This is a genomic window from Burkholderia sp. LK4, assembly GCF_001043615.1.
Taxonomy (GTDB): domain Bacteria; phylum Pseudomonadota; class Gammaproteobacteria; order Burkholderiales; family Burkholderiaceae; genus Burkholderia; species Burkholderia cepacia.
Genome location: NZ_LDUL01000085.1, coordinates 1 through 22,438 on the forward strand (window position 1 = coordinate 1; position 22,438 = coordinate 22,438).

The 22,438-nt window shown below is 68.5% G+C and carries 20 protein-coding genes; 11 read left to right on the forward strand and 9 right to left on the reverse strand.

Annotated elements, in window-relative coordinates; genetic code table 11:
- The 3 genes from VK92_RS33940 to VK92_RS33950 all read left to right on the forward strand — a co-directional run.
- Window positions 1-428, forward strand: a 428-nt coding sequence (locus VK92_RS33940; RefSeq protein WP_048468223.1) for a LysR substrate-binding domain-containing protein, incomplete at its 5' end; no start/stop codon positions are given.
- 115 nt (window positions 429-543) lie between these two features.
- Entirely contained in the window at window positions 544-753 is a 210-nt protein-coding gene (locus VK92_RS33945) for a hypothetical protein (RefSeq protein WP_021157429.1), read from the forward strand.
- Window positions 753-1,133 carry a type II toxin-antitoxin system VapC family toxin gene (locus tag VK92_RS33950; RefSeq protein ID WP_042973416.1) on the forward strand — a complete coding sequence of 127 codons (381 nt, stop codon included), beginning with the start codon at window positions 753-755 and terminating at the stop codon, window positions 1,131-1,133. The genes VK92_RS33945 and VK92_RS33950 overlap by 1 nt, the downstream gene beginning before the upstream one ends.
- A 56-nt stretch (window positions 1,134-1,189) precedes the next feature.
- Here the strand turns inward: VK92_RS33950 and dapA are convergent, their stop codons facing one another.
- Together dapA and VK92_RS42670 are read right to left on the reverse strand one after the other, a co-directional pair.
- Entirely contained in the window at window positions 1,190-2,083 is an 894-nt protein-coding gene (gene dapA, locus VK92_RS33955; protein ID WP_021157427.1) for a 4-hydroxy-tetrahydrodipicolinate synthase, read from the reverse strand.
- 139 nt (window positions 2,084-2,222) lie between these two features.
- Window positions 2,223-2,372: a hypothetical protein gene (locus VK92_RS42670; RefSeq protein WP_196486191.1), complete on the reverse strand. Its 150-nt coding sequence runs from the start codon at window positions 2,370-2,372 to the stop codon at window positions 2,223-2,225.
- A 161-nt stretch (window positions 2,373-2,533) separates the two neighbouring features.
- Here VK92_RS42670 and VK92_RS33965 point away from each other — a divergent pair, with 161 nt between their 5' ends.
- Both VK92_RS33965 and VK92_RS33970 read left to right on the forward strand, forming a co-directional pair.
- The gene (locus VK92_RS33965; protein WP_048026803.1) at window positions 2,534-3,553 is read left to right on the forward strand and encodes a sulfate ABC transporter substrate-binding protein; all 1,020 of its coding nucleotides are present in this window, start codon (window positions 2,534-2,536) and stop codon (window positions 3,551-3,553) included.
- Between the two features lie 178 nt (window positions 3,554-3,731).
- A complete protein-coding gene (locus tag VK92_RS33970) occupies window positions 3,732-4,694 on the forward strand; it encodes an ion channel (protein WP_048026804.1) in 963 nt (320 codons plus the stop codon).
- Window positions 4,695-4,737: 43 nt separating this feature from the next.
- Here the strand turns inward: VK92_RS33970 and VK92_RS33975 are convergent, their stop codons facing one another.
- The gene (locus tag VK92_RS33975; protein WP_027788983.1) at window positions 4,738-5,352 is read right to left on the reverse strand and encodes a glutathione S-transferase family protein; all 615 of its coding nucleotides are present in this window, start codon (window positions 5,350-5,352) and stop codon (window positions 4,738-4,740) included.
- Window positions 5,353-5,714: 362 nt separating this feature from the next.
- Here VK92_RS33975 and VK92_RS33980 point away from each other — a divergent pair, with 362 nt between their 5' ends.
- Window positions 5,715-6,272: a sugar O-acetyltransferase gene (locus tag VK92_RS33980; protein WP_048026805.1), complete on the forward strand. Its 558-nt coding sequence runs from the start codon at window positions 5,715-5,717 to the stop codon at window positions 6,270-6,272.
- Between the two features lie 2,202 nt (window positions 6,273-8,474).
- A complete protein-coding gene (locus tag VK92_RS33985) occupies window positions 8,475-12,047 on the forward strand; it encodes an indolepyruvate ferredoxin oxidoreductase family protein (RefSeq protein ID WP_048026249.1) in 3,573 nt (1,190 codons plus the stop codon).
- Window positions 12,048-12,149: 102 nt separating this feature from the next.
- On the opposite strand, the gene VK92_RS33990 is transcribed toward VK92_RS33985, so the two are convergent.
- Complete coding sequence (locus VK92_RS33990) at window positions 12,150-13,817, reverse strand: Na+/H+ antiporter (RefSeq protein ID WP_021157418.1); 1,668 nt, start codon at window positions 13,815-13,817, stop codon at window positions 12,150-12,152.
- Between the two features lie 296 nt (window positions 13,818-14,113).
- Here VK92_RS33990 and VK92_RS33995 point away from each other — a divergent pair, with 296 nt between their 5' ends.
- The 4 genes from VK92_RS33995 (at window position 14,114) to VK92_RS34010 (ending at window position 17,196) form a co-directional block, all read left to right on the forward strand.
- Window positions 14,114-15,400, forward strand: coding sequence for a sensor domain-containing phosphodiesterase (locus VK92_RS33995; protein WP_042973380.1), 1,287 nt, complete (start codon window positions 14,114-14,116; stop codon window positions 15,398-15,400).
- A 162-nt stretch (window positions 15,401-15,562) separates the two neighbouring features.
- Window positions 15,563-15,949 carry a hypothetical protein gene (locus VK92_RS34000; RefSeq protein WP_042973415.1) on the forward strand — a complete coding sequence of 129 codons (387 nt, stop codon included), beginning with the start codon at window positions 15,563-15,565 and terminating at the stop codon, window positions 15,947-15,949.
- Window positions 15,946-16,350, forward strand: a complete 405-nt coding sequence (locus tag VK92_RS34005; protein ID WP_048026250.1) for a hypothetical protein — start codon at window positions 15,946-15,948, stop codon at window positions 16,348-16,350. The genes VK92_RS34000 and VK92_RS34005 overlap by 4 nt, the downstream gene beginning before the upstream one ends.
- Before the next feature lie 120 nt (window positions 16,351-16,470).
- On the forward strand, window positions 16,471-17,196 hold the full coding sequence (locus VK92_RS34010) for a copper homeostasis protein CutC (protein ID WP_048026251.1): 726 nt from the start codon (window positions 16,471-16,473) through the stop codon (window positions 17,194-17,196).
- 91 nt (window positions 17,197-17,287) lie between these two features.
- Here the strand turns inward: VK92_RS34010 and VK92_RS34015 are convergent, their stop codons facing one another.
- The 5 genes from VK92_RS34015 to VK92_RS34035 form a co-directional block, all read right to left on the reverse strand.
- Window positions 17,288-18,643, reverse strand: coding sequence for a purine-cytosine permease family protein (locus tag VK92_RS34015; RefSeq protein WP_048026253.1), 1,356 nt, complete (start codon window positions 18,641-18,643; stop codon window positions 17,288-17,290).
- Between the two features lie 216 nt (window positions 18,644-18,859).
- Window positions 18,860-19,855 carry a biotin-dependent carboxyltransferase family protein gene (locus VK92_RS34020; protein WP_021157413.1) on the reverse strand — a complete coding sequence of 332 codons (996 nt, stop codon included), beginning with the start codon at window positions 19,853-19,855 and terminating at the stop codon, window positions 18,860-18,862.
- A complete protein-coding gene (locus tag VK92_RS34025; RefSeq protein ID WP_048026254.1) occupies window positions 19,845-20,720 on the reverse strand; it encodes a 5-oxoprolinase subunit B family protein in 876 nt (291 codons plus the stop codon). The genes VK92_RS34020 and VK92_RS34025 overlap by 11 nt, the downstream gene beginning before the upstream one ends.
- The gene (locus VK92_RS34030) at window positions 20,717-22,180 is read right to left on the reverse strand and encodes an acetyl-CoA carboxylase biotin carboxylase subunit (RefSeq protein ID WP_048026256.1); all 1,464 of its coding nucleotides are present in this window, start codon (window positions 22,178-22,180) and stop codon (window positions 20,717-20,719) included. The genes VK92_RS34025 and VK92_RS34030 overlap by 4 nt, the downstream gene beginning before the upstream one ends.
- A 4-nt stretch (window positions 22,181-22,184) precedes the next feature.
- Complete coding sequence (locus VK92_RS34035) at window positions 22,185-22,427, reverse strand: acetyl-CoA carboxylase (RefSeq protein ID WP_048026258.1); 243 nt, start codon at window positions 22,425-22,427, stop codon at window positions 22,185-22,187.
- Between the last annotated feature and the right edge of the window lie 11 nt (window positions 22,428-22,438).

Genomic DNA, 22,438 nt, shown 5'->3' on the forward strand with positions numbered 1-22,438 from the left:
GTGGGGCCGATGAAGAGGCGCAAGTCGGGGCGGCTGCCGTGCACGCCTCGGCGGGCGGCCGTGCCGCGGGCGAGGCGCTGCCGCTCGTCGTGTTCGACCGGCCGTGCCGGTTCTTCGGCGCCGCGACCGATGCGCTCGACCGCGCGGGCGTGCCGTGGCGCGTTGCATTCACGACGCCGAGTCTCGCCGGGTTATGGGCCGCGGCGGCGGCCGGCCTCGGGCTGACGGTGCGTTCGCATTACGGACTGCCCGCGTCGGTGCGCGTGCTCGATGCGGCTTCGCTCGGATTGCCGGCGTTGCCGAGCCTGCCGTTGATCCTGCTGCGGCGCACGTCGTCGGCGACGCCGACCGTCGACCGGCTCGCTTGGATCGTGACGCAGGCGGTGCGGGATGCGACGGAGGGGGCGGTGGCGGCGCTGGCGGCGTGACGAAACGTTCGATTGCCGCCGCGGGTTGCGGTTCGGCCGTCCCTCTGCCGATTGGCCGAATGGATCGATCGGGTGAACCTGACTACAGTGATGATCACTTGAAACGGAGGTCATCATGCAAAACGCGAATACGCCCGGCGCTGGTGCGGTCGATCCGGCCCAACGGGCAGATACCACGATCCTCGATGACGGGGCGTCAGCCGATCGCCCCGCGTCTGCCAATCCGCCCGTTCGGTTCGGTGTCCTGCAAGGGCAGGCCCGGATCGCGGACGATTTCGATGCGCCGCTGCCCGATTACCTGCTGGATGCGTTCGAAGGGTGCTGATGCGGCTGTTGCTCGATACGCACGTCTTTTTGTGGATCGTGACCGATGACCCCAAGCTCAGCGCACGGGCGCGCCGACTGATTTCGGCCGCCGACGAGCGTTTCGTCAGCAGCGCGAGTATCTGGGAGGCCGCCATCAAGGCCGGCTTGGGGAAGCTCGATATCGACGTCGGCAAGCTGATCCGCGCAATCGGCTCGAGCGGGATTCGCGAGCTACCGGTTCGTGCCGTGCATGGTGCGGCAGTGCGTGATTTGCCGCACCACCATCGCGATCCGTTCGATCGCTTGCTGGTCGCGCAGGCACGGCTCGAGCCGCTTCAGCTCGTGACGGCCGATACCCATCTTGCACGGTACGGCCTGTCTCTCGTTCTGACAGTTTGAAGCAATTTGTCGGCGCGAAAGCCGTCGGTCGCCGGCGCCTCACGAGGCGTCGCGGGTCATGCCGCTGCGGCGTCCGGTGCGGTTTCGTCCAGTTCCGCGCAGAGCGCGGCCAGCCGCTCCCGCAACCCTTCGCTCGCCGGCACGAACGGCAGCCGCAACCCGTCCTCGCACCACCCTTGCGCGGCCAGCACGGCCTTCACCGGTGCCGGATTCGGCTCCGCGAACAGCGCCGCGACGAGCGGCTGCAACGCGACCGACAGGCGCCGCGCATCGGCGAGCCGGCCGTCGCGCAGCAGCGCATGGATGCGCACATGCCATTCGGGCAGCACGTGCGCGCTGCTCGCGATCGCGCCGTGCGCACCGGCGCACATCGCCGCGAAGTTCTGGTTGTCGTCGCCGGACAGGATCGCGAGCGGCGTGTCGTGCACGAGCCGGTTCATTCGGTCGAGCGTGCCGCCGCATTCCTTGATGCCCGCGACGCGCGGGTCGCGCGCAAGCGCCTGCAGCGTGTCCAGTTCGACGTTCACGCCGGTGCGGTACGGGATGTTGTAGACGAGCACCGGCAGGTCGGCCGCGTCGACGATCGCCTCGACGTGGCGGCGGATGCCGTCCTGCGTCGGCCGCACGTACACGGGCGGCGTGACGAGCAGCCCGTCGGGTCGCAATGTCGCGAGTTCGCGCGCACGCGCGGCCGCGAAATGCGTTGCGCTCGCGGTCAGCCCGACGACGATCGGCAGTCCGGGCGCCGCGTCGCGCAGCGTCGCGAACACGGCGTCCTGTTCGCGTGCGTCGAGCAGCACGCCTTCACCCGTCGTCGCGCCCGCGACGAAGCCCGCGATGCCCGCGCCCGCATAGTGGCGCGCGAGTCGCGCGAGCGCGGCATGGTCGACTTCGCCGTGGTGGAACGGCGTGATGATCGGCAGCCAGATACCTTCGAAACGTGTGTTCATGCAAAGCCTCATGGTGGAAACGGAGTGGGAAGGAACCGTTCCGCCGGCGGAGGGCCGGAGCGAGGCATGCGTGCAAGGAGAATGAAACGACCTGCGGGCATCCCGTCCGGCATTCGCCTGACGGGACGCGACGTCCCCGTCAGTCGAGGAGTCGTTTTTTCAGTTTCAGCCCGGCCGCGCGCGCACCTGCCGCGACGGCGGCGAGGATCGGAAGCGAGCGCAGGGAAGCGGACATGGAGGAACCGTGAATGGGCTGAGCGGCGATCTTAACACCTGAATCGATGCGCACGCGAGTGTCCGCGCCGTTTAGCAGGAATCGAGATTTGCTTTCCACGACTGATTGGAAAGCGCGCCGCGCCCGGCCGCTAGAATGCCCGCTTACGTTTCGATGACAGCGCGTACGCGTGCCGTCACGCACATTCACCACCACTGGAAACGGGGCATATCACGATGGCAAGCATGAAGGGGATCGGCCGCTGGCTGCACACGGGCGCGGCGGCGGCGCTGGTCGTGGCGGCGTCGGCCGCGCACGCGGACACGTCGATCCTGAACGTGTCGTACGACGTGACGCGCGAACTGTACAAGGACATCAACACGGGCTTTGCCGCCGCGTACAAGCAGAAGACCGGCGAGACGGTCGCGATCAAGCAGTCGCACGGCGCGTCGAGCGCGCAGGCGCTGTCGGTGCTGCAGGGGCTGCAGGCCGACGTCGTGACGATGAACCAGCCGAACGACATCGACCTGCTCGCCGAGCGCGGCCAGTTGCTGCCGAAGGACTGGCGTGCGCGTTTCCCGGACAACAGCTCGCCGTACTCGACCACGATGGTGTTCCTGGTGCGCAAGGGCAACCCGAAGGCGATCAAGGACTGGAGCGATCTCGCGAAGCCGGGTGTCCAGGTGATCATCGCGAACCCGAAGACGTCGGGCAACGGTCGATATGCGTATCTCGCCGCATGGGGCTTCCAGAAGCAGAAGGGCGCGACCGACCAGCAGGCGATCGACTTCGAGAAGGCGATCTTCCGCAACGTGCCGGTGCTCGACTCCGGCGGCCGGGGCGCGACGACGACGTTCACGCAGCGCGGCATCGGCGACGTGCTGGTCACGTTCGAGAACGAAGTCGCGCTGATGGACACCGGTGCGTCGGGCGCGCAGTTCGACGCCGTGTATCCGTCGGCGAGCATCCTCGCGGAGCCGCCCGTCGCCGTCGTCGACAAGGTCGTCGACAAGAAGGGCACGCGCAAGGTCGCGCAGGCGTATCTCGACTACCTGTACACGCCGGAAGCGCAGGAGATCATCGCGCAGCACCATCTGCGCCCGCGCGACGCGAACGTGCTGAAGAAGCATGCTGCCGAGTTCAAGCCGCTGAAGACGTTCAGCGTCGAGCAGGTCTTCGGCAGCTGGGCGAACGCGCAGAAGACGCATTTCGCGGACGGCGGCACGTTCGACCAGGTGATCGTCGACCGGAAGTGAGCGCCGCGCACACCGCGCGCCTGTCCGCACGCTGACGACGCAGCCGGCCGCTTCCGCGGCCGGCTTTTTTGTGCCTGGCGGCCGGCGGCGCGGCGGACGTCCATTCCGAACCGGCACGCATACCCGGCCGCGGCCGCGCGTGCTACGCTCATCGCCTTCCTGCTTCCGGCCCCGCGCGATGAATGTCGATTCGTCCTCCCCAGCCTCCCGCGGCCGTGGCCGCAAGATCTGGTCGGGCACACGCCCGGTCATCGCGTACGGGATGCCGCCGCTCGGCTGGCGCGACCTCTATCACCGCGCGCTGACGGTGAGCTGGCCCGTTTTCTTCCTGTCGCTCGCCGTGCTGTTCCTGCTGCTCAACGGCGGCTTTGCAACGCTCTACCTGCTCGGCCACGCGTCGATCGCGAACCAGTCGCCGCCCGGGTTCGGCGGCGCATTCTTCTTCAGCGTCGAGACGCTCGCGACCGTCGGCTACGGCGACATGCATCCGCAGACCGTCTATGCGCACCTGGTCGCGACGTTCGAGATCTTCATCGGGATGTCGGGCATCGCGCTGGCCACGGGGCTCGTGTTCGCGCGGTTTTCGCGGCCGCAGGCGAAGATCCTGTTCGCGCGCTACGCGATCGTCCGGCCGCTGAACGGCAGGATGACGCTGATGGTGCGCGCCGCGAACGCGCGCCAGAACGTGATTGCCGAGGCGCAGGCGAAATTGCGGCTGATGCGGATCGAGGGTACGCACGAGGGCTACATGCTGCGCAAGATCCACGACCTGCCGCTCGTGCGCAGCGAGCACCCGATTTTCCTGCTCGGCTGGAACCTGATGCACGTGATCGACGAATCGAGCGCGCTGTTCGGCGAGACGCCCGAATCGCTCGCCGCGCGCGACGCGTCGTTGCTGATCACGATCGAAGGCTCGGACGAGACGACCGCGCAGGTGATGCAGGCGCGTCACACGTGGGTGCATGGCGACATCCGCTGGCGTCACCGCTATGTCGACCTGATGCACGACGAAGACGGCATCACGCACATCGACTACACGCATTTTCATGAAGTCGTGCCGGTCGACACCGATACCGACGAGCGCGGCTCGCCGGGCGCGGTGGTCGATGCCGACACAGCGGCGCCGGGCCCGGCCGCGTAGGTACGCGCGCGGGCGGCTGGCGGCACCGCCCGCGCGCTACGCGTCACGCATGCAGCAGGCGCGCCGCTTCGCGCTGTTCGATCGCGACCGCGCGGCGGAACGCGTCGCGGTCCTCGGCGCGCGCGACGTAGTCGCCGAGCACGCCTTCGTGCGGCAGCAGATGCGCGTCGAATGCGATCTTCAGCGTGCTGGCGAGCAGCAGGTCGGCCGCGGTGAAGCGGTCGCCGACGAGCCATGGATGATGGGCGAGCGCTTGCGCGAGTGCGCGTTGCACGCGCGTGATGTTGCCCCAGCCGAATGCGACCGGATTGCCCGACGCGCCGGTGAATTTTTCGGCCATCGCCGGTTCGAGGCAGGTCGGCGTGAAGAACATCCATTGGAGAAAGCGGCCGCGCAGCGGATCGTCGGGCGCGATGCCGAGCCCGGCACCCGGGCAGCGGTCGGCAAGATAGAGCAGCACGGCGCCCGATTCGGCGAACGGCACGCTGCCGTCGTCGAGCGCGGGCAGCTTGGCCATCGGGTTGACCTGCACGAACGCGTCGCTGCCCTGTTCGTGCGAGCGCAGGTCGATCGGCACGAGTTCGTACACCACGCCGAGTTCTTCGAGCATCCACAACGCCCGGAATGCCCGGGTCTTCGGCCAGTAGTAGAGCTTCATCGTGCCTCCGTGATTGGGTGCAGCTGTCGGTCCGGTGGATGCTCAAGCGTACCCGAGCGCAAGAGGTTCGGACAGGGGCGCCCGGCTAGGGGCGCCCGGCTAGGAGCGCCTATCGGCAAGTGATGGCCGGACGCGTGACGTTTCGAGTGGAAAACCGGGCAGAGTCCGATGTGACACGGAGGTGCGTAAATAACTAGTCATATTGATACTAGTTATGAACAAGGTGAAAAACTCCGGCGCAAGCCCGCGTTACTTGCCCGGCATCGCGAGGCCCGCAGTGGCCGCGCGTACGGCAAGACTCGCATCCGGCCGCGTTCGCCGATGCGACACGAAACAGGGAAATCATGGGAGACAAGTCACGCATGGCAAACGACGATCGCACCACGATCATTCCACGCAGAACACCGGAATCGGCGGCCATGGTGGCCGAGGTCAAACGCGCGATGGCGATCACCGCGCGGATCAACCGCCTGACATTCGACGATGTAGGCGAGGTTCGCGCATTGTTCGGCGAACTGATCGGCACGCCGGTGGATGACGGCTTCGTGCTGATCCCGCCGTTCCATGCGACGGGCGGCACCGGCATGAAGCTCGGTCGCAACGTGTTCGTCAACCAGAACTGCACGTTCTACGATCTCGGCGGGCTCGCGATCGGCGACGACGTGATGATCGGGCCGAACGTCGGTCTCATCACGTCGGGCCATCCCGTCGAACCTTCGCGGCGGCGCGATTTCGTCGTCGCAAAGCCGATCGTGATCGAACGCAACGTATGGATCGGCGCCGGCGCGACGATCGTCGGCGGTGTGACGGTGGGCGAGAACTCGGTGGTCGCGGCCGGGGCCGTCGTCACGCGGGATGTTGCGCCGAATGTGCTGGTTGGCGGTAATCCGGCGGCGGTCATCCGGTCGATTGCCGAATGACGCGGCACGAGGGCGCGCGCCCGTCCGAAGCAGTCTGGCAGGAACGGATGTGGATAACCAACTCCCGGGGCGACTCGAAACGCTGTGCATTTGAATGGTGAGGGTGTCGTCGAGGCCGCCCGGATGGGGCTTTCCGGTGTCTGCCCGATAGTCGCCGGTGGAGGCTCGGGCCGCGCTTGCCGATGTTTCGACGAAGGTCGCGCAGTGCGATCGGATGTGGATATCCTTGCGCCGAAACGACTCGGCGCCCTGTGCATTTCACAGGTGAGGGCACCGGATGATGCGAAGGGCATGAAGCGGGTTGTGGACAACTCGCCCACGGAACGACGCGAAATGCTGTGGAATTCGACGGTGAGGGGCGACGCGCGATCCCGCTGCGCGCCTTTCCCGGCGGGGTTTCCTGACTTTTGTCGAGGTTCGGCGCGCCGCGCATTCTAGCTGAACGCGCGCATCGTGGCCGAACCGCGGACGCGCCGCGACGTGGATATCCCGCTATCGGCAGCCACCCGAAGGGCCGTGCATTCTAACGGTGAGCGCGGTGGAGTGGTCTGCAATGCGCCGATTTTGCCGCGCATCGCCGCGTTCGCGAGCGACTCGACGTGCCCGCAAAGGCGCGCATCAACACGCGATAGGCGGTCAGAGCACCAGAATGCGATCATTCGGCCGCCCAAGCCCAAGCCCAAGCCCAAGCCCAAGCCCAAGCCCAAGCCCAAGCCAACACCACCTGAAGCGTCGTGCATGTCCGGTTCGCACGCGAGCGTGAGGGTGAAGACAACTGGGGCTCCCGTGTGGATATCCGGCAGCCGAAACGACTCGCGGCACTGTGCATTTCCACGGTGAGCATCAGCGCTCGACCGGCCGATGAGCCGCTTCCGGCACGGAATGCCGGCGCGGTGGCGCTTCCGGGCTCCCCGTCATTGCTCGGCGGATTCTCGCCGATGTGGATATCCTGCGTTCCGGATCACTCGAAGCGCTGCGACGGTGAGCATCAGCGCTCGACCGGCCGATGAGCCCCTTCCGGCACGGAATGCCGGCGCGGTGGCGCTCCCGGGCCCCCACCATTGCTCGGCAGATTCTCGTCCATGTGGATATCCTGCGTCCCGGATCGCTCGAAGCGCCGCGACGGTGAGTATCAGCGCTCGACCGGCCGATGAGCCGTTTCTGGCACGGAATGCCGGCGCGGTGGCGCTTCCGGGCCCCCGCCATTGCTCGGCGGATTCTCGCCCACGTGGATATCTTGCGTCCCGGATCGCTCGAAGTGCTGCGACGGTGAGCATCAGCGCTCGACCGGCCCATGAGCCCCTTCCGGCATGGAATGCCGGCCCGCAGCGCCTTCCTGGGCGCGCATCCGCTGTCGCTCGGCGGGTTCTCGCCCATGTGGATATCCCGCGCACCGGATCACTCGAAGCGCTGTGGTTTTCAACGGTGAGGGTGCCCGCGTGGCTGGGCGGTTCTGCCGGATCTGAAGTGGATAACCGCAATGGCAGCCACTCGAAGCCCTGTGCATCGCAACGGTGAGCGCGAGCCCGCGATTGTGCAGCATGCGGGTTCCGGCCGGCCTGTCCGAGTGAGATACCGGCCGACAAACCCAGTCGCGCCCCTGTGTATTCGATCGGTGAGGGTGAACGCCGGATCGACGCCATGCGCCATTTCCAGTGTGGATATCCATCGCCGAAACCCACTCGCCGCGCTGTGAATTTCAACGGTGAGCGCCGGCACTCGAGCGTGCCGCATGCCGATGACGGTGTGGATATCCCGGCCCCTGCGCCACTCGAAACCCTGTGCAATCGAATGGTGAGCACGAGAGCGGGATTGTGGACATCCCGCGCCGCCGCCCAATCGGAACGCTGTGCATTTCAACGGTGAGCGTGACCGCCTCCACCCGCCGAAACCCTTGTCACACGGGGCGCGAGCGACAGCCACCGCATACCTGAACCGCCGTCGGGCAACCCCGGGCGTTCCCGGCAAACAGCCCGTCTGCCCCGACACGTCGCCCATCCCGCCCGGCCGCCGCGCGCGAGAACTATCTCAAATTCGGTCAAAAACCTGCGCAGTTTTTCTCGCTACAGCCCCGTCCGAGCAAGATGAGAAAAAACATTCTCGGCTGCGCGCGAAAAAATAGAGCCATTCGCTGCCGTCCCCCACGCGTCGTCCGGCGCCTGCCGCGCAGCCCAGAACAGCACAATCAGGAGACTTCCCCCCATGACCGCCCGCTTGCCCGTCGATGGCACGCCCGCCCTGTCCGACTACCGCCTGACCGACAACCTGACCGCGACGCGCGGTCGGATCTTCCTGACCGGCACGCAGGCGCTGGTTCGCCTGCTGCTGATGCAGCGCACCGTCGACGCCGAACAGGGGCTCAACACGGCCGGCTTCGTCAGCGGCTATCGCGGTTCGCCGCTCGGCATGGTCGACCAGCAGCTGTGGAAGGCGAAGAAACTGCTCGACGCGAGCGGCGTGCGCTTCCTGCCCGCGATCAACGAGGAACTCGGCGGCACGGCCGTGCTCGGCACGCAGCGTGTCGAGGCCGATCCCGAGCGCACGGTCGAGGGCGTGTATGCGATGTGGTACGGCAAGGGCCCGGGCGTCGATCGCGCGGGCGACGCGCTGAAGCACGGCAACGCGTACGGTTCGTCGCCGCATGGCGGCGTGCTGGTCGTCGCGGGCGACGACCACGGCTGCGTGTCGTCGTCGATGCCGCACCAGAGCGACTTCGCGATGATCGCGTGGCACATGCCGGTCGTGAACCCGGCGAACATCGCCGACATGCTCGAATTCGGCCTGTACGGCTGGGCGCTGTCGCGCTACTCGGGCGCGTGGGTCGGTTTCAAGGCGATCTCCGAAACGGTCGAGTCGGGCTCGACCGTCGACCTCGACGCGCTGCAGACGCACTGGCCGGCGCCCGAAGGCTTCACGCCGCCGGCGGGCGGCCTGCACAACCGCTGGCCGGACCTGCCGAGCCTGACGATCGAAGCGCGCCTCGCCGCGAAGCTCGACGCGGTGCGCCATTTCGCGCGCACCCACAGCATCGACAAGTGGATCGCGCCGAGCGCGCAGGCGAACGTCGGCATCGTCACGTGCGGCAAGGCGCACCTCGACCTGATGGAAGCACTGCGCCGCCTCGACCTGACGGTGGCCGACCTCGACGCGGCCGGCGTGCGGATCTACAAGGTCGGCCTGTCGTATCCGCTCGAGATGACACGCATCGAGACCTTCGTCGACGGGCTCGCCGAAGTGCTAGTGATCGAGGAGAAGGGCCCGGTCATCGAGCAGCAGATCAAGGACTATCTGTACAACCGCACCGAGGGCGCGCGCCCGCGCGTGCTCGGCAAGCACGATGCCGAAGGCGCCTGCCTGCTGTCCGAGCTCGGCGAGCTGCGCCCGTCGCGCATCCTGCCCGTGTTCGCCGAATGGCTCGCGCGCCACAAGCCGGCGCTCGATCGGCGCGAGCGCGTCGTCGATCTCGTCGCGCCGCAGATCCTGTCGAACGAGGCGGATGCCGTGAAGCGCACGCCGTACTTCTGCTCGGGCTGCCCGCACAACACGTCGACGAAGGTGCCGGAAGGCTCGATCGCGCAGGCCGGCATCGGCTGCCACTTCATGGCGTCGTGGATGGAGCGCGACACGACGGGGCTGATCCAGATGGGCGGCGAGGGCGTCGACTGGGCCGCGCACGCGATGTTCACCAACACGAAGCACGTATTCCAGAACCTCGGCGACGGCACCTACTTCCATTCGGGCATCCTCGCGATCCGCCAGGCCGTGGCCGCGAAGGCGAACATCACGTACAAGATCCTCTACAACGACGCGGTCGCGATGACGGGCGGCCAGCCGGTCGACGGCAGCATCTCGGTGCCGCAGATCGCGCGGCAGGTCGAGGCGGAAGGCGTGTCGCGCTTCGTCGTCGTGTCCGACGAACCGGAGAAGTACGACGGTCACCACGGGCTGTTCCCGAAAGGCACGACGTTCCATCACCGCAGCGAACTCGACACGGTGCAACGCGAGCTGCGCGAGACGCCGGGCGTCACCGTGCTGATCTACGACCAGACCTGCGCGGCCGAGAAGCGCCGCCGCCGCAAGAAGGGCGAATTCCCCGACCCGGACAAGCGCCTGTTCATCAACGACGCGGTGTGCGAAGGCTGCGGCGACTGCGGCGTGCAGTCGAACTGCCTGTCGGTCGAGCCGCTCGAAACGCCGCTCGGCCGCAAGCGCCGCATCGACCAGTCGTCGTGCAACAAGGACTATTCGTGCGTGAACGGCTTCTGCCCGAGCTTCGTGACGGTCGAAGGCGCGGCGCTGAAGAAGGCCGCCGGTGCCGCCTTCGACGAAGCCGCGCTCGCCGCGCGCGTCGATGCGCTGCCGGTGCCGGCGACCCATCTCGACGCGGCGCCGTTCGACATGCTCGTGACGGGCGTGGGCGGCACGGGCGTCGTGACGGTCGGCGCGCTGATCAGCATGGCCGCGCACCTCGAGGGCAAGAGCGCGTCGGTGCTCGACTTCATGGGCTTCGCGCAGAAGGGCGGCTCGGTGCTGTCGTTCGTGCGGATCGCGTCGAACGACCGGTGGCTGAACCAGGTGCGCATCGACACGCAGCAGGCCGACGTGCTGCTCGCGTGCGACATGGTCGTCGGCGCGAGCGCCGAGGCGTTGCAGACGGTGCGTCACGAACGTTCGCGGATCGTCGTCAACACGCACCGGATCCCGAATGCGTCGTTCGTGCAGAACCCCGACGCGAACCTGCATGCGGACGCGCTGCTCGAGAAGATGCGTCACGCGGCCGGCGACGGCTACCTGTCGAGCTGCGACGCGCAGGCGCTCGCCGCGAAGTTCCTCGGCGACTCGATCGGCGCGAACATCCTGATGCTCGGTTATGCATGGCAGCTCGGCCTCGTGCCGGTGTCGCTCGCGGCGATGATGCGCGCGATCGAGCTGAACAACGTCGCGGTCCCGATGAACAAGCTTGCGTTCTCGATCGGCCGGATGGCGGCCGGCGACGCGGCGGGCCTCGATGCGTTGTGGAACGCGCGCCACACGGTGGCCGCGCATGCCGCGCCGGAAACGCTCGCCGAGCTGATCGCCGATCGCGAAGCGCGTCTCGATGCGTACGGCGGCGCCCGTTATGTCGAGCGCTACCGTGCGCTCGTGAGCGCGGCGCGTGCGAAGGGCGACGATTCACTCACGCGCGCGGTCGCGACGACGTTCTACCGGCTGCTCGCGGTGAAGGACGAATACGAGGTCGCGCGGCTGTACACGGACGACGCGTTCCGCACGGCGCTCGAAGCGCAGTTCGAAGGCGTGCCGGGGCAGGCCTATCGCGTGAAGTTCAACCTCGCGCCGCCGACGGTCGCGAAGGCCGGCAGCGACGGCAGCGTGCCGAAGAAGCGCGTGTTCGGCCAGTGGATGTGGCCGGTGTTCGGCGTGCTGGCGCGCGTGCGCAGCCTGCGCGGCACGTGGCTCGATCCGTTCGGCCGCACCGTCGAGCGCAGGATGGAACGCGCGCTTGCCGACGACTACGAGACGACGCTCGCGCGGGCGCTCGCCGCGATGACGGCCGGCAATGCGGCGCAGGTCGCGCAACTGGCCGACCTGCATGCCCGCGTGCGCGGCTTCGGTCACGTGAAGGTGCGCAACCTGGCCGGCGTGAAGCGCGCGGAGCGCGAGCTCGCGCTGCAGCTCGGCATCGACGCGGCGACGAGCGCGGCCGTGCAGCACGCGCTCGACGAGATGAAGGGCGCGGGCATGCTTAAGGGGATTCCGGTCGTGGTCGCGAAGTAACGCGCGCCCGGGCGGAGGTGGGCGGATGTGAAAACGGCGACGCGGGTGCGTCGCCGTTTTTTTCATGAGTGGCGGCTGCGCACCGGCAGCGGCGGCCGTCCGTCAGAGAATGCCTTTCTTGCGCGTCGACAGCGCGGTTTCCGACAGGTCGATCTCGCGCAGCAGTTTCGTCAGCGTCTCGTCGGAAATCTTGCTGTCGCTGCGCAGCCGGTACAGCGCGGTGCGTTCCGCGCGCACGGCCGCGATCCGCATCTGCAGTTCCATCGTTTCGGCCTGCTTCGCTTCGGCGCGCGGCGTGGGGCCGTCCTCGGCGAGCGTCGCGAGGCGGCGGCGGTACTGGTCCATCACGCGTGCGGAGATATCCGCGCAGCGCGCGGCACCCGATTCGTCGAGATCGGCCGAGATCGCGTCGTGCGACGAGTCGATCGCGCGGATCGCGGCCTGCGCGGCGGCCGCGCGCGCGGCGCGTTCCTCGTCGCCGAGCGGGCTGCGCGACGAACGCACGCCGCGCAGCAGCAGCGGCAGGCCGATCACCGCGACGACGAGCGAGCCGAGGATCACCGCCGACGCGACGAAGATCGCGGTGTCGCGGCCCGGCAGCGGCACGCCGTCGGACAGCGCGACCGGAATCGACAGCACGCCGGCGAGCGTGACCGCGCCGCGCACGCCGCCGACCGTCATCACCGCGATCGTGCGGATGCCGGCCATCGTGCCGGCGAGGCCCTGGCGCGCGGCGCGACGGCTCGCGAACCAGCGCAGCAGCCAGACCCACAGGAAGCGGATCGCATACAGCGCGAGCATCATCGCGCAGACGTTGAAGATCATCCGGCCGACGAGCGCGTCGCTCGTGTGGTGCGCGTCGACGAGCGTGCGGCCGATGATGTGCGGCAGCTGCAGCCCGAGCATGATGAACACCATGCCGTTGAACACGAATTCGATCATCGCCCACGTGCTTTCGGCGCGCACGCGCGAAGCGACGGTGCTTTTGCGCGAGAAGCTCGTGTAATTCATCATCATCCCGGCCGACACGGCCGCCAGCACGCCCGACAGCTCGAGGTGCTCGGCGAACAGGTAGGCCGCGAACGGCACGAGCAGCGTCATCACGATGCCGGGGGCCGGATCGCCTTCCTGTTCGGCGTTCAGGAAGCGCGTCGACAGCGCGCTGAACACCCACGACACGATCGCGCCCGTCGCGAGCCCGCCGGCCGCGACGATCACGAACGTGACCGACGCGTCGCGCAGCGAGAACATGCCCGTCAGCGCGGCCGCGATCGCGAATTTCAGCGCGACGAGGCCCGACGCGTCGTTCATCAGCGCCTCGCCTTCGAGGATGTGCATCAGCTGCGGCGGAATCCGGCCCTTTCCTGCGATGCCCGACAGCGCGACCGCGTCGGTGGGCGACAGCACGGCCGCGAGTGCGAACGCGATCGGCAGCGGCAACTCGGGTATCAGCCAGTGCGCGAAATAGCCCACTGCGAGTACCGTCATGAACACGAGCCCGAATGCGAGCATCAGGATCGCGCGGCGCTGCAGGTACAGCTCGCGCTTCGGAATCCGCCAGCCGTCCGCGAACAGCAGCGGCGGAATGAACAGCAGCATGAAGATTTCGGGATCGAACGTGACGTGCAGGTTCAGCTTCGGCCACGCGAGCATCGCGCCGAAGGCGATCTGCATCAGCGGCAACGGCAGCTGGAACGGCAGGATGCGCGTGACGGCGCCGGACAGCGCGACGGTCAGCAGCAGGATCAGGACGGTGAAGACGATTTCCATCGATACGGCGAATACGGGGAATGAAACGATCGTACGGAGTGTAGCGTGACAGCGTGACGGGTGCGTTCGAGCGGCCGGTGCGTGCGCACGAAACTGGTGCGTCGTGCGTGTGCCACGGTGGTGCGGCGGCCCGGTGAGCCCGCGCGGCACATGGGTTCTACGCGCCTTGCACGGAGCTTGCTTGATGCTGGTCAACCGTCCGGCGTCGACCGGGCAACCGAGGGTCCAACCATGACATTGCACGCGCCGTTCGCCTTGCCGGGCGCCGCGTTCGAAGGCATTACCAGGAGGAAGGCATGACGATCGTGCAACAGGAGCGTCCGGCCGCTGCGTCGCCGTACCGGTTCGAGCGGGAGGTGAGTTCCGGCCTCGAACGTCTGGCGACGCAGCACCGCGACCTGACGCTCACGACCGTGTTCCAGCCGATTTTCAGCCTGTCGCACCAGCGTGCGGTGGGCTACGAGGCGCTGCTGCGCGCGCACGATGCGCTCGACCGCGCGGTGTCGCCGCTCGACGTGTTCGGCGAGGCCGCGCGCCAGGGCGAACTGCTGCAGCTCGACCGGCTCGCGCAGGCGCTGCATCTCGAGAACTTCGCGCTGCTCGGCGCCGAGCGCGAGTGGCTGTTCCTCAACGTGCATCCCGGGGTGCTCACCGACCCGTTCCAGGCGGCCGCGCTGCTCGCGAACCTGAAGCGGCTCGGCATGCCGCCGCGCCGCATCGTGCTCGAAGTGCTCGAACAGCGCGCGGAGGACGTCGAGCGGCTGGCCGAGGCCGTGCGCGAATTCCGCACGCACGGTTTCCTGATCGCGCTCGACGATTTCGGCGCGGGCCACTCGAATCTCGAGCGGATCTGGCAACTGAACCCGGACATCGTGAAGCTCGACCGGATCATGCTGTCGCACGCGGCGCACCGCACCGGGCTCACCGCGATCCTGCACGGCCTCGTGACGCTGCTGCACGAGGCCGGCAAGCTGGTGCTCGTCGAGGGGATCGAGACCGAGCACGAGGCGCAGATCGCGCTGTCTTGCGAGGCCGATTTCGTGCAGGGCTACTACTTCGGCCGGCCGGCGCCGGGGCTGCCCGACAGCGCGGCCGCGACGGGCTGCATCGGCGAGCTGACCGAGCGTTTCCGCCAGCAGACCGAGGCGCGCGAGCGGCGCGATGCGCAGCGGCTCGCGCCGTACCTGCGCGCGTTCGAACGCGCGGCCGAGCGCCTCGCGGCCGGCGAGCCGCTCGACGAGGTGTGCTGGAACTTCCTCGCGCTCGACGCGGCCGCGCGCTGCTTCCTGCTCGACGCGCACGGCCGCCAGTCGGGCCGCAACGTCGTGCTGCGCGCCGACCGCGCGCTCGCCGAGGCACGCTTTTCGCCGCTGGCGGACGCACAGGGCGCGAACTGGCTGCGCCGGCCGTATTTCCGCTCGGCGATCGCCGAGCCGGGGCGGGTGCAGGTCACGCGGCCGTACCTGTCGATCAACGAGGCGCAGCCGTGCGTGACGCTGTCGGTGGCCGTGCGCGTCGGCGATACGCAGCGCGTGCTGTGCGGCGATATCGACTGGATCGACGACGAAGCGGACGCCGGCTAGCGACGCGCGTATCGCAGGCGGCGCGCAGGGTGACCCGGGCCAGTGCGGGCGGCCCGTTGCGCTCGCCCCGCGCTTCCCCGACAATGGCGCGACCGCGGCCATCGTGACCGCGGGCGCGCCGTCCCGGGGGCCACCATGGCGGCGAATAACAAGGAAAACACAATGAAAAGACCGATTTCGCTGACCATTCTCGCGTGGATCATCATCGTGACCAACGCGATCACGTGCATCTATACGCCATTCACGATCGGCATGCCGACCACCCAGGCGCTGCTGTCGCACTACCTGCTGCCCGTCTGGGCGACGCTCGGCATCAGCGTGCTCATCGAAGCCGTGAACGTCGTGATCGGCATCGCGATCCTCAAGGGCCGCGAATGGTCGCGCAAGGCCTACATCGTGACGGCCGTGTTCGGTTTCGCGTTCTCGTTCGTCAACATGCCGGCGTCGATGTTCGCGGTGCTGATCCCCGGCGTCCTGCTGTTCGCCCTGTTCGTCTACCTGCTGTTCCGGCGCCCCGCGACCGCGTATTTCCGTCAGGCGAGCGCATGAGCGTCGTGCGCAATGCGCTCGCGATCGTGCTGTTCACGATCGCGGGCATGTGCGTGATCACCGCGCAGATGATGGCGTTCATGAAGCTCGGCCATACGCGGGCGATGCTCGTGTTCGTCGCCGTGTTGTTCGTGCTGTCGGCCGTGTTCCTCGCCGTGGGCGCGTTCGCCGGCGCGTTCCGGCCGCGCGCGCGTGGCGCGGGCATCGCACTGCTCGTCGCGTCCGCGACCACCGCGTTCGGGATGATCGGCTGGGTGACGCTCCTGCTGGCGCCGGGGATCGTCGACGTGATGCAGCAGCAGGGCGTCGACGTGAACGCGCGGATGTTCCGGTTCGCGCCCGGCGCCGTGGCGACCGGCCTGTCCGCGCTCGTCGGCGTGTGGCTCGCGCGGCGCGGCTGACGGCGGGACTGACGACGGGACTGACCGGGCGCCGCTGACGGCGGGGCGCCCGTCACGCTGGCGCCCGTCGCGCGGCTCGGCTAGGATGCGCGAATTGTCCTGACGATTCGCGGGCCGCCCATGAGCCGAAACGCCGCTTCTTCCATCCTCCTCGAAGTGATCGCCACGACTGTCGGCGACGCGAAGGCCGCCGCCCGCGCGGGCGCCAACCGCCTCGAGCTCGTGACCGCGATCACCGAAGGCGGGTTGACGCCGAGCGTCGGCCTGATCGAAGCCGTCGTGGCCGCCGTGCCGATTCCCGTCAACGTGATCGTGCGGCCGCACAGCCGGTCGTTCGTCTACGACGCCGACGACCTGCGCGTGATCGAGCGCGACGTGCGCGCGGCCGTCGCGGCTGGTGCGAACGGCGTCGTGTTCGGCGCGCTCGACGCGCGCGGCGACGTCGATCTGGGCGCGCTGGCCCGCATCGCGGCCGCGGCGGACGGCCGCGCGCTGACGTTCCACCGCGCGTTCGACGTGTCGCGCGATCTCAACGCCGCGTTCGACGCGCTGCTGCGCGTGCCGGCCGTCACGTCGGTGCTGACGTCGGGCGGCCATCCGTCGGTGCTCGACGCGGTTGCGACGATCACGCGGCTGGTGCGGCAGACCGCAGGCTCGACCTGCACGGTACTGGCCGGCTCGGGGCTCACGGTCGATGCGGTCGGCGATTTCGTCCGCGCGACCGGCGTGCGCGCGGTGCATTTCGGCTCGGGTGTGCGCCCGCGCGGCGAGGTGCTGGCACCGGTCGACGAACTGCTCGTCGCGAAGGTGCGCGCGACCATCGACGGAGCCGCATCGCACGTGTGACGCGCGCGGTGGCCCGCGGCGGCCACGGCGCGACGAATCACGCCAGCGCGCGGCAGACGGTCGCGCGGCCCGCGGCGGCATGCGTACCCCGTCACGTATTGCGCACGAACCAGGTACGTTTCGCGGTGCCCAGCAGCGCGCGATAGACGACCCACGACACGACGAAGGTCGCGGGCGCCGACAGCGACGCGGCGAACCCCGTCGCCTGGTTCAGCGCGAGTCCCGTGAACGCGCCGGCGAACCATGCGGTCAGCCCGCCCGGATTGAAGGTCGGCACATGGGCGTCGCGGCATTCGACGTCGTCGCCGACGAGTTGTCCGTACCGGCCGGACAGGATGTGCGCGAGCGCGACGCCGACCCACGCGACGACGAAGATGCCCTGGTACGCGAGCGCCTGCAGGATTCGCGAGAAGATGTCCGCCATCATCAGCGCATAGACGACCGCACCGACCACGAGTGCCCACACGAACTTCGGCGCACGCACGCCGGCCACCTTCAGGAAGAACGCCTGCATGTTGACGGTCGCGAGGTAGTAGTTCGCGGTATTGATGCGGGATTGCGTGACCCACACGAACAGCAATCCCCACACCCCCATCAGCTTCAGCAGCGCGAGCACGACCGATACTTCGGAGAGCGTACCGAGCCCCGGAATCGTGCTGACGAGATAGATGCCGGCCGCGCCGTTGACGAGAAACGTGACGAGGTAAAACGGCATCCCGAAGTTGAAGCGGCCGTGATAACCCGCGTCTTCCTTGCGGCCGAAGCGCGCGTAGTCGAACGTGAACATCATCAGCACCCACACGCCCATGTAGTAGACGAAGCAGTGCCACCAGTCGCCGGCCGGCGCGTTGCCGGCCGGCCCGAAATCGAGCCACGCCGCGTTGTAGCCGTATTCGGCCGTCGCGAGCCCGACTGCCGCGAGGAGCCCCAGCAGGTAGAACGGCAGCAGCACGCCGTTGAACTTGTCGAGCCAGTGCTGCACGCTGCCGAACACGAGCGGCACGCTGTAGCAGACGACGAGCAGCGCGGCCCATTTGTAGTCGAGTGCCGGAAACTGGTGGTGCGCGGCAACCGCGATCACCGAGCCCTCGAACACCGCGTAGTAGATCGCGGTCGCGAAGAAGATCAGTGTCGCGAGCGCCGCGCCGGCGCTGCCGAACAGCACGCGCGAGAACAGCGCGACCGAGAGTCCCGTGCGGATCGCATAGCGGCTGATGATCGTGTTGACGAGGCCGTACGACACGACCGACAGCGCCATCCCGATCAGCGCGTTGCGCGCGCCGTAGGTGAGCGCGAGCGTGGCGCCCACGACGATGTAGAACACCGCGCTGCACACGGCCCACCACGCCATCGTCAGCGAGAAGGGCGGCATGCGCGCGTGGTCGGGGACGGCGAGCGTCGACAGGTCGAGATCCTCGTCGGTACGGGCCTGAGCCAGGTTGGCCATGATCGTGCTCCTTGATGCGCAGAAGTTGCGAACGACGTCTCGGCCGCGGCACAGGCGATCCGCAGGGTTGCCCCGACGTCGGGCGGGCAACCGGTTCGGCAGGAACAGCGCGCAGGCGTCCCCGCCGCGCGGCGCGCGGCCGGGCGGGCGGAAGACGGACAGCGAAAAGGGGGCGGCGGCGAGCGGCGCCCGGCACGCGAACCGGGCGCCCGGTGCTCAGTCCCGCAGCACGGCGCGCAGCAGCGCGAGGCGCCGCTGGTACTCGCGGCGCGCGGCGAGCGCGTCGGCCATCGTCACGCGCACGAAGCGCGCGCGGTGGTTGGGCTGCATCTGGCCGATCAGGTCCATGTCGGCGCTGATGACCGTGCCGATCGTCGCGTAGCCGCCGCCCGACACCGCGTCGCGGTGCAGGATGATCGGCTCGAGCCCGGCCGGCACCTGGATCGAGCCGATCGGGTAGCACGCGTCGACGATGTTCGACGGATCGGCGCCCGCGCCGAATGGCTGCTCGCGCGGCCGGAACTGCAGCGCGCGGCCGTTCTTGTAGCGGTAGCCGATGCGATCGGCTTCGGGTGCGACCGTCCATTCGTCGTCGAAGAAGGTGCGCGCCGAATCGTCGGTGAGCCGGTAGTGGTACAGGCCCGTCAGGACCCGCAGCTCGACCTGGTTGTCGAGCGGCCGGCTCACGGCCGCCGGCAGCTCGCGCCCTTCGCGGGGTGTGCCGACGGGGGCGCCGAGCGGCAACCGGTCGCCTTTCTGCAGGCGCCGGCCCGCGTGGCCTCCGATCGCGCCGAGCGCGTAGGTCGAGCGGCTGCCGAGCACGACCGGCACGTCGATGCCGCCCGCGACGGCGAGATACGCGCGTGCGCCCGCCTTCACGTAATTGAACGACAGCACGCTGCCTGCGCCGATCCGCAGCGCGACGTTGCAGCGCTGGCCGATGCCGTCGATCTTCGGCGTCATCTCGGCGCCGGTGACGGCGATCAGCGCATCCGTATGGAACAGCAGCTCGGGGCCGAGCAGCGTGCATTCGAGTACGGCGGCTTCTTCGGGATTGCCGACCAGCAGATTCGCCGCGCGCGATGCGTACTGGTCGAGCGAGCCCGACGGCGGGATGCCGACGTGGTAGTAGCCTTGCCGGCCCATGTCCTGGACCGACGTCGCGAGGCCGGGTTTCACGACCTCGATCAGGTTGTGCGCGTCAGCTTGCATGCAGCACCTCGACGAGAGAGCGGTTGTACGCATCGGGATCGCGCAGGAATGCGTCGAGCGAGAATTGCACCGGGCGCACGCGCAGGGAAAAGGTGCCGGCCTCGACGTCGGCCACCGCGGCGTCGTAGGTCGCGCGATCGATCGGCTGGAATTTCACGATGTCGCCGGGCCGGAAGAACACCATGAACTCGCGCAGGTAGTCGAGCCGCTGAGCGGGGTCGAAGATCGGCGCCGGCGTCACGCCGAACATCTGGTAGCCCCCCGCGCCGCGCACCGAGTAGATGCAGCCGAAACAGCCGCCGTGGCCCACGGTGAGCTTCGGCGTGTCGGTGCGCGGCCGCAGGTATTTCGGCACTTCGAGCTGGCGTTCGCGCTCGACCATCTGGTACATGAACGGCAGGCCCGCGACGAAGCCGACCATCGACACGAACCACGGCGACCCCGAGTGCGCGGCGATGAAGGCATCGACGTCGCGCTTGCCGTTGATGCGCGCCGCGTATTCGAGATCGGTCGACGACGGGTCCTGGTGGCGTTCGCGAAACCGCATCAGCGTCTCGTGCGTCCATGGATCGTTGTACAGCACCGGCACCTCGACGATGCGTGTATCGAGTTCGAGTGGCGCGTCGCCGACTTCGGCCTCGATCGTCTTCAACAGCGCGACGAGCGCATCGGGCTCGATCACGTCCGGGTCGTAGCGCACCTGGTAGGACGCATTCGCCGGACAGATCTCGGTGATGCCCGGCACCGCGCGGCGCTGCAGTTCGCGCGTGATCGCCGTGCCCTTGAAGAATGCGTCGAGCGACATCGATTCGCTGATTTCGACGAACACGAATTCGTCGCCGCCGAAGGTATAACGGGTCGTCACATCGCCTCCCCGACGCGCGCGGCGTCCGCATGTTCGGCTGCATATTGCTGCGTGGCGGTTGTTGCGGCCTCACGCCATTGCGGCACCCACGCTTCGAGGAAATTCGTGTGATAGCGCCCGGCGCGCACGTCGTCGTCGGCGAGCAGCGCGACGTGCAGCGGCGCGGTCGTCTTCAGCCCGCCGACGTGCAGCTCGCCCAGCGCGCGGGCCAGGCGCTGCAGCGCGGCCGCGCGGCTTTCGTCGTGCACGATCAGCTTCGCGAGCAGCGAATCGTAGAACGGCGGCACGACGTAGCCCGGATAGAGCAGCGAATCGACGCGCACGCCGGGGCCGGTCGGCCACACCAGTGCGTCGATCCGGCCGGGGTTCGGGCGGAAGTCCTGCAATGGATCTTCCGCGTTGATCCGGCATTCGAGCGCCGCGCCGCGCATCGCGATGTCCGGCTGCGCGAAGCGCAGCGGCTCGCCGTCGGCGATGCGCAGCGTCTCGCGCACGAGATCGATGCCGGTGATCGCCTCGGTCACCGGATGCTCGACCTGGATGCGTGTGTTCATCTCGATGAAGTAGAACTCGCCGCGCGCGTCGTCGAACAGGTATTCGAGCGTGCCCGCGCTGCGATAGCCGACCGCCTGCGCGAGCCGCGTGGCCGACGCGCACAGCGCGTCGCGCTGCGCGGGCGTGAGCGAAGGCGACGGCGCTTCCTCGAGGATTTTCTGGCGGCGCCGCTGCAGCGAGCATTCGCGCTCGAACAGGTGGACGACGTGACGGCCGTCGCCGAGCACCTGCACCTCGATGTGGCGCGCCCGGGCGATGAAGCGTTCGAGGTACACGCCGCCGTCGCCGAACGCCGCCTGCGCCTCGCGCTGCGCGAGCGGCAGCTCGGCGTCGAGCTGCGCGGCGTCATGCGCGACGCGGATGCCGCGCCCGCCGCCGCCGGCGGCCGCCTTGATCATGATCGGATAGCCGATGCGCGCGGCGACGTCCCGCGCCTCGTCGAGCGACTGCACGACACCGTCGCTGCCGGGCACGGTCGGCACGTTGGCGCGCCGCGCGGTTTCGCGTGCGCGGGCCTTGTCGCCCATCGTGGCGATCACCTGCGAGTCCGGGCCGACGAAGATCAGGCCGGCCGCCTCGACCTGCGCGGCGAAGGCGGCATTTTCGGACAGGAAGCCGTAGCCGGGATGGATCGCGTCCGCGCCGCACTGCCGCGCGGCGTCGAGGATCGCGGCGGGATTCAGGTAACTCTTCGCCGCGTGCGACGAGCCGATGTGGACGGCTTCGTCGGCCATGCGCGCGGCGAGGCTGTCGCGGTCCGCGTCGCTGACCACGGCGACCGCGCGCATGCCGAGCTCGCGCGCGGCACGGATCACGCGCACCGCGATCTCGCCGCGGTTCGCGACCAGCACGGTGCGGATGCGCGACGGCCGGTAGAACGCGCTGGAGGAGGTTGCCGGATTCATCGCATCACTCCTCGATCCGCATCAGCACCTGGCCCGCGTCGACCGGCTCGCCGTCCTCGACGAGCAACTCGACCACGCGCCCTGCCGCATCGGTTTCGATCTCGGTGAACTGCTTCATCACCTCGACGAGGCCGACCACCGTGCCGGCGGCGACCGTCGCGTCGACCGCGACGTAATAGTCCGCATCGGGCGACGGACGCCGGTAGAAGGTGCCCGGCAGCGGGCTGACGATATCGTGCAATGCCATCGTGTGTCTCC

Coding starts and splice junctions, on each gene's coding strand:
- VK92_RS33945 (WP_021157429.1), top strand. CDS start 544: ATGCAAAACGCGAATACGCCCGGCGCTGGTGCGGTCGATCCGGCCCAA.
- VK92_RS33950 (WP_042973416.1), top strand. CDS start 753: ATGCGGCTGTTGCTCGATACGCACGTCTTTTTGTGGATCGTGACCGAT.
- dapA (WP_021157427.1), bottom strand. CDS start 2,083: ATGAACACACGTTTCGAAGGTATCTGGCTGCCGATCATCACGCCGTTC.
- VK92_RS33965 (WP_048026803.1), top strand. CDS start 2,534: ATGGCAAGCATGAAGGGGATCGGCCGCTGGCTGCACACGGGCGCGGCG.
- VK92_RS33970 (WP_048026804.1), top strand. CDS start 3,732: ATGAATGTCGATTCGTCCTCCCCAGCCTCCCGCGGCCGTGGCCGCAAG.
- VK92_RS33975 (WP_027788983.1), bottom strand. CDS start 5,352: ATGAAGCTCTACTACTGGCCGAAGACCCGGGCATTCCGGGCGTTGTGG.
- VK92_RS33980 (WP_048026805.1), top strand. CDS start 5,715: ATGGCAAACGACGATCGCACCACGATCATTCCACGCAGAACACCGGAA.
- VK92_RS33985 (WP_048026249.1), top strand. CDS start 8,475: ATGACCGCCCGCTTGCCCGTCGATGGCACGCCCGCCCTGTCCGACTAC.
- VK92_RS33990 (WP_021157418.1), bottom strand. CDS start 13,817: ATGGAAATCGTCTTCACCGTCCTGATCCTGCTGCTGACCGTCGCGCTG.
- VK92_RS33995 (WP_042973380.1), top strand. CDS start 14,114: ATGACGATCGTGCAACAGGAGCGTCCGGCCGCTGCGTCGCCGTACCGG.
- VK92_RS34000 (WP_042973415.1), top strand. CDS start 15,563: ATGAAAAGACCGATTTCGCTGACCATTCTCGCGTGGATCATCATCGTG.
- VK92_RS34005 (WP_048026250.1), top strand. CDS start 15,946: ATGAGCGTCGTGCGCAATGCGCTCGCGATCGTGCTGTTCACGATCGCG.
- VK92_RS34010 (WP_048026251.1), top strand. CDS start 16,471: ATGAGCCGAAACGCCGCTTCTTCCATCCTCCTCGAAGTGATCGCCACG.
- VK92_RS34015 (WP_048026253.1), bottom strand. CDS start 18,643: ATGGCCAACCTGGCTCAGGCCCGTACCGACGAGGATCTCGACCTGTCG.
- VK92_RS34020 (WP_021157413.1), bottom strand. CDS start 19,855: ATGCAAGCTGACGCGCACAACCTGATCGAGGTCGTGAAACCCGGCCTC.
- VK92_RS34030 (WP_048026256.1), bottom strand. CDS start 22,180: ATGAATCCGGCAACCTCCTCCAGCGCGTTCTACCGGCCGTCGCGCATC.
- VK92_RS34035 (WP_048026258.1), bottom strand. CDS start 22,427: ATGGCATTGCACGATATCGTCAGCCCGCTGCCGGGCACCTTCTACCGG.